The 11,552-nt window shown below is 68.7% G+C and carries 10 protein-coding genes; 7 read left to right on the top strand and 3 right to left on the bottom strand.

Annotation, left to right across the window (positions count from 1 at the left end; translation table 11 throughout):
- Positions 1–6: 6 nt before the first annotated feature.
- Positions 7–2,214 carry a NosR/NirI family protein gene (locus Q0480_RS15945; protein ID WP_299134393.1) on the bottom strand — a complete coding sequence of 736 codons (2,208 nt, stop codon included), beginning with the start codon at positions 2,212–2,214 and terminating at the stop codon, positions 7–9.
- 255 nt (positions 2,215–2,469) lie between these two features.
- Here Q0480_RS15945 and Q0480_RS15940 point away from each other — a divergent pair, with 255 nt between their 5' ends.
- Entirely contained in the window at positions 2,470–2,910 is a 441-nt protein-coding gene (locus Q0480_RS15940) for a pseudoazurin (RefSeq protein WP_299134391.1), read from the top strand.
- 29 nt (positions 2,911–2,939) lie between these two features.
- On the opposite strand, the gene Q0480_RS15935 is transcribed toward Q0480_RS15940, so the two are convergent.
- Entirely contained in the window at positions 2,940–3,629 is a 690-nt protein-coding gene (locus Q0480_RS15935) for a Crp/Fnr family transcriptional regulator (RefSeq protein WP_299134390.1), read from the bottom strand.
- A 90-nt stretch (positions 3,630–3,719) separates the two neighbouring features.
- Here Q0480_RS15935 and Q0480_RS15930 point away from each other — a divergent pair, with 90 nt between their 5' ends.
- The gene (locus Q0480_RS15930) at positions 3,720–4,937 is read left to right on the top strand and encodes an NnrS family protein (protein ID WP_299134389.1); all 1,218 of its coding nucleotides are present in this window, start codon (positions 3,720–3,722) and stop codon (positions 4,935–4,937) included.
- A gap of 70 nt (positions 4,938–5,007) precedes the next feature.
- Here Q0480_RS15930 and Q0480_RS15925 read toward each other — a convergent pair whose 3' ends face one another.
- Positions 5,008–5,946, bottom strand: a complete 939-nt coding sequence (locus tag Q0480_RS15925; RefSeq protein WP_299134388.1) for a LysR family transcriptional regulator — start codon at positions 5,944–5,946, stop codon at positions 5,008–5,010.
- 123 nt (positions 5,947–6,069) lie between these two features.
- Between Q0480_RS15925 and lhgO the strand changes: the two genes are divergently transcribed.
- The 5 genes from lhgO to Q0480_RS15900 are packed head-to-tail and all read left to right on the top strand — an operon-like array spanning position 6,070 to position 11,546.
- On the top strand, positions 6,070–7,272 hold the full coding sequence (gene lhgO, locus Q0480_RS15920) for an L-2-hydroxyglutarate oxidase (RefSeq protein WP_299134387.1): 1,203 nt from the start codon (positions 6,070–6,072) through the stop codon (positions 7,270–7,272).
- 41 nt (positions 7,273–7,313) lie between these two features.
- A complete protein-coding gene (locus tag Q0480_RS15915) occupies positions 7,314–8,357 on the top strand; it encodes an ABC transporter substrate-binding protein (protein ID WP_299134386.1) in 1,044 nt (347 codons plus the stop codon).
- A gap of 24 nt (positions 8,358–8,381) precedes the next feature.
- Positions 8,382–9,650 (top strand): ABC transporter permease, encoded by a 1,269-nt coding sequence (locus Q0480_RS15910; protein ID WP_299134384.1) that lies wholly within the window; start codon positions 8,382–8,384, stop codon positions 9,648–9,650.
- Entirely contained in the window at positions 9,650–10,474 is an 825-nt protein-coding gene (locus Q0480_RS15905) for an ABC transporter permease (RefSeq protein ID WP_299134381.1), read from the top strand. The genes Q0480_RS15910 and Q0480_RS15905 overlap by 1 nt, the downstream gene beginning before the upstream one ends.
- Positions 10,467–11,546, top strand: a complete 1,080-nt coding sequence (locus Q0480_RS15900) for an ABC transporter ATP-binding protein (protein ID WP_299134379.1) — start codon at positions 10,467–10,469, stop codon at positions 11,544–11,546. The genes Q0480_RS15905 and Q0480_RS15900 overlap by 8 nt, the downstream gene beginning before the upstream one ends.
- Positions 11,547–11,552: the final 6 nt, after the last annotated feature.

Raw genomic sequence — 11,552 nt, 5'->3', positions numbered from 1 at the left:
TTCCTTTCAGCTGGCGTGGGAATGGGCGGGTTTCGGGCGGGGACCGGGCGGGATCTTCAGGCCCGGTCCGCCCGAGCCGGCGATTTTGTCGCGGCGGGCCTTGACCACCATCATGTGCGGGCACCGCGTCTCGGAGTGGTAGAGCTCCTGACAGTGCATGCAGTAGATGCACTCGTTGACGTTGATGTTGCCCTCGGGGTGGATCGCCTGCACCGGGCATTCGTTGGCGCAGCGGTGGCAGGGCGAGCCGCATTCGGGCCAGCGCTTCAGCCACTCGAACATTCTGAGGCGTCCGGGGATCGCCAGCGCCGCGCCGAGCGGGCAGACATAGCGGCAGAAGAACCGCTCGATGAAGAGGCCGGGCAGCAGCCAGAGCAGCGCGATGCCGACGAACAGGAGCTCGCGGTTGAACTTGAGGATGATCGCGGTCTTGAAGGGCTCGACCTCGGCCAGCACCTCGGCATGTGCCAGCGAATAGAGCGAGAGGCCGAAGAGGCCGAGAAAGATCATGTACTTGATCGGCCAGAGCCGCTCGTGGATCGCCCATGGCACCTGGACCTGGGGGATCCGGAGCTTCTTCGCCGCGAGGCTCGCGAATTCCTGCAGCGCCCCGAACGGGCAGAGCCAGCCACAGAAGGGGCCGCGTCCCCAGAACAGGAGCCCGGCGGCGACGGCGGCCCAGAGGATGAAGATGAGGGGAGCGGAGAGGAAGAACTCCCAGGAGAACCCGGTGACGAGCGCGTTGAGGAAGGTGAGAACGTTGACGACCGAGAGCTGGGTGTTCGCGTACCAGCCGAGCCAGACCAGCGTGAAGGCGAGGTAGGTGTAGCGCACGCCCTTCAGCCATCGCGGCCGGCGGGCGAGCGTGTTCTGGAAGAAGAAGATGCCGCTCAGCGTCGCGATCGCGGCGCCGACGACGGTAATGTTGACGCGGTTCATCTGCCAGATCGACACCCAGAGCGGCGGGCCCTGCTCCTCGTCGGCGAGGCCGGCGGGCGCCGGCGCGGGCGCGGCGGCCGGGACGGGCGGCGCGGGCAGCAGATAGGCTTCCGGCAGCGTATAGCCGAGGTCGAAGGGGATCGTCGCCTTGTCGCGACCCTCGGTGCCGCGCTGGACGAGGAGCTGGAGGTCGAAGGGCGCGGTCACGTCGAACGCGAAGTCCTCCGGCACGACGAAGAGCCCGATCTCCTTCAGATGCGGCGCCCCGCTGGCGGCGATGTCGTTCAGCCGGGTGTGGTTGCGGTCGCGGAAGCGGGTCCCCTGCCCGTCCTGGATCAGCTCGATGCGGTCGAAGATGCCGCCCCGGACGTAGGCCGAGCCCTTGAACGAATAGGCGCCGTCGCCCGCGACGAGGAACGCCGCCTGACCCGGCTTCAGCTTCTCGGCCAGTCGCGCGTAGGCGGTGTCGCCGAGCAGGCTGCGGCCGATCGTCGGCACCGAGACCGGCGCGACGTAGAACTCGATGAACCGGTCGTCGGGGCTGGGCGTCTCGGGATGGCTGGCGGCGGCTGGCTGTCCCGCATCGGCGAAGGCCCGGGAAACCTCGCCGATGGTCAGTCGCAGGCTCCGCACCGACCCGTCGCCGAGCAGTGCCTGCCAGTCACGGATCTCGCTCTTGCCCGTGTCGATCTCGCGCGCGACCGCGGCGGGCGCCGTCGCGGTCGCGGCTCCGCCCGAGAGGCGGCCGCCGCGGATGAGCTTGACCGCCGAGCGCACGACGCTGTCGCCCATGACGAGCACGGTGACGGTGGCGCCGGAGACGATGTCGACCTGCGGCGGCTTGGCCGTCCCGGCGGCGACCGAGCCGAGCTCCTGCCCGATCAGGCCGTTGAGCGCGGCCATGATCTTCGCTTCGGGGATGCCGATGAGCACGATCGGCTCGTGGTGCTCGACGAGCTTCAGCCCGCGCACGGTGCCGGCGTCGTCGATGCCGACGAGGATGCGGATCGGCTTGCCGGAATAGCCGATCGAGGTCGTGAAATCGGTGTTGAGATAGACCCAGCCGATCCGCGCCCCGCCGGCGTCGAGGACCGGCGCCAGCGCCGGCTCGCCCTCGGGCGCGCCGAAGCTCGCGGCGCCGGGAAAGAGGTCGGCCGGGGCGGCCTCGGCGAGGAACTCGGGAAGCGTCCTTGCCTGCGCGACGCCGGCGAGGAGGACGAGGACGAGCGCGACGAGCAGGGCCGTCAATCGCCCGATGGCAGTCTCCCTCCGCACCCCATTCTCCCTCGCGTTCGTCCGTGCCCTCCTGTCTGCTCCGCGGCGCGGCGGCGTTCTTTGCGCCAGCGCAAACAGGCGACCACCGGCCGGGTCCGCGGCGGCCGCCGGAATTCACGCCCCGAAATCGTGCGAAGTTTGCGCCGGCGCAACGTCGCGACGGCCGGCATTCCCTACATCGACCTCGCGGAAAGGGGTTCGCGAACGCCAAGGCGGGGTCTCGGACGGCTCCGCGAAAACGGGAGACTGGGGACAATGAGACTCTACGGGATGCTCGCGGCTGCCGCCGCCCTTGCCACGATCGCCGGCGCCGCTTCGGCGGCCGACATCGAGGTGAAGATGCTGAACAAGGGCGCGGAAGGCGCGATGGTCTTCGAGCCGAGCTTCGTCCAGGCCCAGCCTGGCGATGTCGTCCATTTCATCGCCACCGACAAGGGCCACGACGTCGAGAGCGTCAAGGGGATGCTCCCCGACGGCGTCGAGGGCTTCAAGGCGAAGATGAACGAGAACTTCGACCTCACGGTCACGACCGAGGGCGTCTACGGCGTCAAATGCACGCCGCACTTCCCGATGGGGATGGTCGCGCTCGTCGTCGTCGGCGATCCGTCGTCGAACCTCGAGGCGGCGAAGGCGGTGAAGAACCCGAAGAAGGCGCAGGAACGCTTCGACGCGGCCTTCGCCCAGATCGGTCAGTAACGGCGATGCGGAGGGCGGACGGCCTGGCTTCAGGCCTTCTCGCCCTCGGCGACGCGCCCGAGCCCGGCGACGTCGCGCACGACCAGCCGGGCCCGGCCGCGGCCGACGATGCCGCGGCGGCCCCAGGCCGAGACGATGCGCGAGACGCTGTGCAGCGTCGCGCCGGTCAGTTCGGCGATGTCCTGGCGGGTGATCGGGAAATCGATCCGGATGCCCTCCGGCACCGGCTCGCCGGCGCAATGAACAAGACGCAGCACCGCGAGTGCGACGCGGCGCTCGACCTCGGCGGTCGAGAGCTCGGCGATCCGCGCATGCACCTCGGCGACGTGACGCCCGAGCGAGCGGGTCGCGTCGAGCGCGACCGCGGGATGGGTCTCGATCATCACCGGCCAGTAGCTCGTCGGCCAGGCGATCGCGCGGCTCGCGACGATCGCCTGGGCCGCCGCCGGATAGTCCGGCCGGGCGAGGACGAGGGCGAGGCCGCAGAAGTCACCGGGAAAGACCAGGCGCACCAGCACCTGCTTGCCCTCCGGCATGATCATCGAGACCTTGAACCGGCCCTCGGTGACGAGAAAGAAGCGGTCCGCCGGCGCGCCCTGCTCGAACAGGGCCTCGCCGGGCGCGAGCCGGCGCGCGCTGGCGTGGCGCGCGACCTCGGCGAGCGCGCAAGGCTCCAGCCCGCGAAATGGCTCTGCCTGTTGCAGCATGATATCGAGCATCGCAGACCTCCCCCGGCCAGCGGACGCGCCCGCCCCGCCCGGCGGCGCAGCGGCGGGCGGCTGCGACGGAAAGACTAACGGAGACCCGCCATGTCCACAACCCGACCGGCCGCGCCCGTCGCCGAAGCGCCGCGACGCCACGGCATCCCGCGCGGTCTGCGCCGCACCGGGCCCGCGTTCCTCTCCTACGGCTTCCGGCCGTTTTTCCTCGGCGCCGGAACCTTCGCGGTGCTGGCGATGGCGCTGTGGATCGCCGCCCTGACCGCCGGCCTGCCGCTCGGCGGCGCCTACGGCATGGTCGCCTGGCACGGGCACGAGATGCTGTTCGGCTTCGGCGCGGCGGTGCTCGCGGGCTTCCTGATGACGGCGATCCCGAACTGGACCGGGCAGATGCCGTTGTCGGGGCCGCCGCTCGCGGTGCTCGCGGCGCTGTGGCTCGCCGGGCGCGTGGCGATGCTCGCCGTGCCATGGATCGGGGTCGGGGCGGCGGTGACGGTCGATGCGCTGTTCCTGCCGGTGCTGGTCGTGGTCTGCGGGCGCGAGCTCGTCGTCGGGCGGAAGTGGAAGGACATGAAGATCCTCGTCGCGATCGCCGTGATCGGGACCGCGAACCTCGGCTTCCACACCGAGGTGCTGACCACCGGCGCCGCCGCGGTCTCGGCGCGGGTGGCGCTCGCCGGGTTCGTGCTCCTCGTCATGATCGTCGGCGGGCGGATCGTGCCGAGCTTCACCCGCAACTGGCTGGCGCAGCGCGGCGAGACCCGGCTGCCGGTCGCCTTCAACCGGCAGGACGGAATCGCGATCCTCGCCATCCTCGCCGCGCTCGTCGTCTGGGTCGTGGCGCCGGTCGGCGCGCCGGCGGCGGTCGCGGGCGTCGCGGGCGCCGGCGTCGTCGCCTGGCGGCTCTCGCGGTGGCGGGGGCTCGCGACGGCGGCGGAGCCGCTGCTTCTCGTGCTCCATGTCGCCTTCGGCTTCGTCGTCCTCGGCTTTCTCGGCCTCGCCGCCGGCGCCGTCGGCTGGCTGCCGCCGGCCGGAGCGATGCACCCGATGCTGGTCGGCGGGATCGCCGGGATGATGCTCGCGGTAATGACGCGGGCGACGCGCGGCCACACAAGGCGCGCGCTCACCGCCTCGCCCATGACGGTCGCCGCCTATGCCTGCCTGTTCGCCGCCGCCCTCGCCCGGCCCGCCGCCGACATCTTCGGCGCCCCGGCGCTGCTCGACCTCGCCGGCGGCCTCTGGATCGCGGCCTTCGGCCTCTTTCTCATCGAGTACGGACCGATGCTGCTCGGCGCGCGCCAATCGTGACATGTCGGCCCGGGCTGCTCCGCGGCGACCGCGGGCGTTGCCGACGCGCGCTCCCGTCCACCGGTGCGCCTCATGCCACTTTTCGCGACCGCAGCTCGTCGAGCAGGATGCCGCGGAAGATGCCGCCCCCGATGCCCAAGGGGCGGGCGCGGCGGTGGATGACGTAGCACTGGTTGGTGTAGCGTCCGGCCGGCATGGCGATCTCGCGGATCGAGCCCTTGCGAACCCAGTATTGCGCGAACTCCACCGGGGCAAAGCCGAGGTAGCGCGACGAGATGATGAGCAGCATTCGCGACAGGATCGTCGGCGCCGCGGCGCGGATCCGCAGGCCACCGACAAAGGCCGTGACCTCGGGGCCTTGCGTCACCTCGGCCGCGACGAAATCGTAGCGGCGGAGGTCGTCTTCGGTGAGGGCCTCGTCGGCGACGCCGAAGAGCGGGTGACCGCGACCGCAGAAGAGGCCCATCTCCTCGAGACCGACCGGCACCGCCTCGAATGCCTCGCTCGGGCGGATCAGCGCGGTGAAGCCGAGGTCGGCGCTGCCCTCCAGCACTGAGGCGAAGATTCGATCCGGCGCGGTCATGCGCAGGTTGAGCTGGAGTCCGGGGAAGTGTTCGTGCACGCGGGCGATGGTGCGGGCAAGTGGCGTTTCCAGCTCGAAGGCGAAGCTGTCGTCGGCCATGACATTGATCGCGCCCTCGATCTGGCGGGTGGCCGCGCCGACGAAATCGGTGAAGCGGCCGATCTCGGAAAACAGAGCCAGCACGGCCGAATGGACCAGTTCTCCCTGCTCGGTCAACCGGAAGCCGGAGCGGCCGCGCTCGCAGAGGCGAAGGCCGAGACGGCTCTCAAGTTTGGTCAGGCCGAGACTGATCGCCGACTTGCCCTTGCCGAGCCGGGCCTCCGCGGCGGTGATGCCGCCCGCCGAGACGATCTCGGAGAAGTCGCGCAGCAAGGCGAGGTCGATATCGGAGAGGGTTCCACTGAACGGACGTGGGAGAGGAATCATTTCGCGCTGCTCCGACATGAAGGTTTTGCGATTGCCAAACCTTAGTCAAGCATGTCCCTATCGAAAAGCCCCGGACCGCGGGCTATCCAGATCCCTGCCTAAAACTATGACGGAAAGCACTAAGTGCCTATTTATGATGCAATCATCGTGGGCGCGGGAATCGTTGGGCTGGCAACGGCCTACCATCTGCACGGCGCCCGGCCGGGTATCCGCCTTCTCGTCATCGAGAAGGAGGACGGGCCGGGGCAACACCAGACCGGTCACAATTCCGGCGTCATCCATGCCGGCGTCTACTATGCGCCGGGCAGCCTCAAGGCGCGACTCTGCACCGCCGGGTCGGCGCGGACACGGGCCTTCTGTGCCGAGAACGGCGTGGCCTACGCTTCCTGCGGCAAGCTGATCGTCGCGACGGAGCCGGACGAGCTGCCGCGGCTGGAAGCCCTGATGACCCGGGCGACGGCGAACGGCCTCGACCTGCGGATGCTCGACGCGGCGGAAATGGCGGAAATCGAGCCGAAGGTCGCGGGGTTGCGCGCGATCCTGAGCCCGGACAGCGGCATCGTCGACTATGGCGAGATCTGCCGGGCGCTGAAGGCGCGGCTCTGGGCCGAGGGCGTGGACTTCCGCTTCGGGACCAAGGTCACCGGCCTCGTCGAGGCCGCCGGGGAAATCCGGGTCGAGACCGCCGGCGGCGACATCGCCGCGCGCGTCGCCATCGCCTGCGCGGGCCTCGCCGCCGACCGGATCGCGGCGCTGTCCGGCCTCGCCGACGACTTCCGCGTCGTGCCGTTCCGGGGGGAATATTTCCGCCTCTCGCCGCGGGCGGGCGACCTGGTGCAACGGCTGATCTATCCGGTGCCGGACCCGTCGCTGCCTTTCCTCGGTGTGCATCTGACCAAGATGATCGGCGGTTACACCACCGTCGGGCCGAACGCGGTCTTTTCCTTCGGCCGCGAGACCTATGACGGCAACCGCTTCGTCGCGCGCGACGCCTTCGACAGCCTGAGCTTCCCCGGTTTCTGGAAGCTCATGGCCCGCTCGCTGCGGCCCGGCCTGCACGAGCTGAAGGGCTCGCTGTCCAGACGCGCCTATCTCGAACGCTGCCGCCGCTACTGCCCCGAGCTGACGCTCGACGATCTCGAGCCGCATGCGCCGGGCATCCGCGCGCAGGCGGTCGGGCGCGACGGCAAGATGATCGAGGATTTTCTCGTTCGCGAGACGCCGCGGACCGTCCATGTCTGCAATGCCCCGTCGCCCGCCGCGACCTCCGCCTTCCCGATCGGGGAGGAGATCGGCGCGAAAGTCCTTGCCAAGCTCGCCGCCTGATGCCCCTTCAACAATAGCAATCAACAGGACAGGAAATGACAATGACCCGACTGACCCGCGCCACCGCGCTCCTCGTCGCCGCGACAGCCCTTTCGGGGAACGCGGCACTCGCCCGCGACCTGACCGTCGTCAGCTTCGGCGGCGCGCTGCAGGACGCGCAGCGCGAAGCCCTCTTCAAGCCTTTCATCGCCCAGTACGGTCCGCTGACCGACGAGGCCTATAACGGCGAGCTCGCCAAGATCAAGGCGATGGTCGAGGCGGGGGACGTCACCTGGGACGTCGTGCAGATGGAGGCCCCGGAGTTGGAGAATGCCTGTTCCGACGGCACGGTCGAGCGGCTCGACTGGGACAAGCTCGGCAGCACCAAGGACATCATTCCGGCCGCCGTGATGGGCGATTGCGGCCTCGGCTCGATTCTCTATTCCGTCGTCCTCGCCTACGATCATGCCAAGCTCGGCGACGACGGCCCCACGACCTGGGCGGATTTCTGGAACACGGAGAAGTGGCCGGGCAAGCGCGGGCTCCGCAAGTCGGCGAAGTTCACGCTCGAAATCGCGCTCCTCGCCGATGGCGTGGCGCCGGATGAGGTCTACGAGGTTCTCGGCACGCCGGAGGGCGTCGACCGCGCCTTCGCCAAGCTCAACGAGATCAAGGGCAACATCCAGTGGTGGGAGTCGGGCGCGCAGCCGCCGCAGTGGCTGGCCGCCGGCGACGTCGTGATGTCGAGCGCCTACAACGGCCGCGTCTCGACCGCGATCAAGGAAGGCCAGGATTTCCGCATCGTCTGGGACGGGCAGGTCTACACCGTCGACGGCTGGGCGATCATCAAGGGGACGCCGAACCTCGACAGCGCCTATGACTTCCTGAAGATCACCGTCGATCCGAAGAACCAGGCGGTTCTGTCGACCGCGATCCCCTACGGCACATCGAACGTCAACGCGCCGTCGCTGGTCTCGCCCGAGGTGCTGGCCTGGCTGCCGACCGCGCCCGACAACATGAAAGGGGCCGTCCACCAGGACGATTCCTTCTGGATCGACAATATCGAGGAGCTGAACGAGCGTTTCAACAACTGGGCGTCGAACTGACGCGATAGAAGCCGGAGACGCCCCATGACCGACCTCACTCTCACGACCGCCGGGGGGATCACCCCCGGCGACGCCGGCGAAAGTCGTCGTCTGAAACGCGCGCTCCGGCGGACCCGCCGACGCGAAAGCTGGAACGCCGTGCTGCTGCTCCTGCCGCTGGCGCTGGTGACGGCGATCTTCTTCCTGCTGCCGATCGTCTCGCTTCTGACCGGCGCGGTGCACAGCCCGGACTATGCCGCGAGCTTCCCGCGGTCGGCCGCGCTGGTCGCGCAGGGCACGACCTTCGACGACGACTTCTACGCCGCCTTCTTCACCGACATCACGGAGGCCGACGCCGCGCAGAACTCGGGCGCCGGCGCCCGCCGCCTCAATCAGGACATGGCGGGTTTCACCACCATGCTGAAGAAGACGACGCGCCAGGCCCGCGAAGGCGCGCCGGCGCCGGGCGAGGCCCGCGCCTGGTTCGAGAACGTCGATCCGCGCTGGGTCGATCCCGAGTATCAGGCCGCCATCGCCCGGGCGGCGGCGACCAACACCGATTTCTTCCTGCTGAAGTCGGTCGATCTGCAACGTGACAAGGCCGGCAACATCACCGCCGTTCCGGACGATCAGGCGCTGTTCCGCCGGGTGCTGCTGCGCACGCTGACGATCAGCCTCGGGGTGACGTTCATCAGCTGCGTGCTCGGCTATCCGCTGGCCTGGGCGCTGGTCAATGCCAGCCCGGGGTGGCGGCGGATCATGCTGACGGGGGTGCTCTTTCCCTTCTGGACCTCGCTCCTGGTGCGCAGCGCCGCCTGGGTCATCGTGTTGCAGAAGGAGGGGCCGATCAACAAGCTGCTGTTGACGCTCGGCGTCATCTCCGAGCCGCTGACGCTGGTCTTCAACCGCTTCGGCGTCATGGTCGCCCTTACCCACGTGCTGCTGCCCTTCCTCGTTCTGCCGCTCTATTCGGTGATGCGCGGCATCCCGCGGGACTACCTCCGAGCGGCGAAGAGCCTCGGCGCCAGGCCGACCCGCGCCTTCCTGACGTCCTACGTCCCCCTCACCCTGCCCGGCCTCGGCGCCGGCGCGATCCTGGTGTTCATCATGGCCATCGGCTACTATATCACACCCGCGCTGGTCGGCGGCCCGAACGACCAGATGATCAGCTATTTCATCGCCTTCTACACCAACAACACGATCAACTGGGGGCTCGCCTCGGCGCTGGCGCTGAACCTGCTCGCCGTGACGCTCGTGCTCTATGCGCTCTACCGCCGACTGACCGCCCCCGCTGGCGGGATGGGGGGTGCGTGATGTTTGACCAGTCCCTCACCCGCTTCGAGCGCATCTCGGTCACCCTGACCTTCGCCTTCTCGGCCCTCGTCATCGGCTTCCTGGTCTTGCCGATCCTGACCATCGTGCCGCTGTCCTTCAATGCCGACAGCATCCTCGCCTATCCGATCAAGGAGTGGAGCCTGCGCTGGTATCGGGTTCTGCTCGACAACCCGATCTGGGGAACGGTGCTCCGGAACAGCCTCTTCATCGGCTTCTTCGCCACCATCATCTCCACCGTCCTCGGCACGCTGGCGGCGGTGGGGCTCAACCGGCGCGCCTGCCCCGGCCGGGGGATCATCACCGCGATACTGATGCTGCCGATGATCGTGCCGGTCATCATCACCGCGGTGGCGTCCTACTTCTTCTACAGCCGGCTCGGGCTCGCCAATTCCTACACCGGGATCATCCTCGCCCACGCCATCCTCGGCGCGCCCTTCGTCGTCATCACCGTGGCCGCGACGCTGGAGCAGTTCGACAACAACCAGGTCCGCGCGGCATCGAGCCTCGGGGCGAAGCCGCTCCACACCTTCTTCACGGTGACGATGCCGCAGATCGCCCCCGGCGTGGTCTCCGGCGCGCTTTTCGCCTTCGTCGCCTCCTTCGACGAGGTGATCGTCGCGATGTTCCTGACCGGCAGCGAGCAGATCACCCTGCCCCGCCAGATGTTCGCGGGCATCCGCGAAAACCTCGACCCGACTATTGCCGCCGTCGCCACCATCATGATCGTCGTCTCCCTCGCCATTCTGATGCTCGCGCAGGTCATGGCGGACCGCCTCAGGAAAAGGAACGCCTCCAATGCATGACTTCGTCCAGTTCTCCGGCGTGCAGAAGACCTATGACGGCGAAACCCTCATCATCAGGGAGATGGACCTCGACATCGCCAAGGGCGAGTTCGTCACCCTCCTCGGCCCCTCCGGCTCGGGCAAGAGCACCGCGCTGATGCTGCTCGCCGGTTTCGAGCAGCCGACGGCGGGGACCATCCGCCTGGGCGGGCGGACGCTGAACAGCGTGGCGCCGCATGACCGCAACATCGGCATGGTGTTCCAGAGCTACGCGCTGTTCCCGCACATGACGGTGGCCGAGAACATCGCCTATCCGCTCAAGGTGCGGAAGATGCCCAAGGCGGAGATCACCGAGCGGGTGAAGCGCGCCCTCGACTTCGTCCAGCTCAACAGCTTCGCCAACCGCTATCCCCGGCAGATGTCGGGCGGCCAGCAGCAGCGCGTCGCCGTCGCCCGCGCCCTGGTCTTCGATCCGGAGCTGGTGCTGATGGACGAGCCGCTCGGCGCGCTCGACAAGAAGCTCCGCGAGGGAATGCAGGTCGAGATCAAGCATATCCACGAACGGCTCGGCATCACCATGGTCTTCGTCACCCACGACCAGGACGAGGCCCTGACCATGTCCGACCGGATCGCCGTCTTCAATGACGGACGGATCCAGCAGATCGACGCTCCCGCCGCCCTTTACGAGCGTCCGGCGAACCAGTTCGTCGCGGGCTTTCTCGGCGACACCAACATGCTCGCCGGCAAGATCATCGGCGAGGAGGCGGGCACCGTGGTCGTCACCCTCGCGAACGGCAGCCGCGTACGCGCGACGGCGGTCGACCGGATCGGACAGGGTGGCGGCGCGGTTGTCTCGATCCGGCCCGAGCGACTGCTCGTCAACCCGGGCGCCGATGTCGAAGGCCAGTTGCCGGTGAAGCTGGTCGAGACGATCTATCACGGCGCGACGGCCAGGATGGTCTTCCATCTCGAGGGCGGGGCCCCGATCACGGCCCAGTTGCGGGCGGGCAGCCCCCTGCTCGCGCTGGAACGCGGAGCGACGGCGCATGTCGCCTTCAACCAGGCAGACGCCCGGGCCTTCGCCCACCCCTGATCCTCA

The sequence above is a fragment of the uncultured Amaricoccus sp. genome (assembly GCF_937891315.1).
Lineage (GTDB): Bacteria > Pseudomonadota > Alphaproteobacteria > Rhodobacterales > Rhodobacteraceae > Amaricoccus.
Note: the sequence above shows the minus strand (reverse complement) of the source record. Positions and strands in the feature narration are given on the sequence as shown.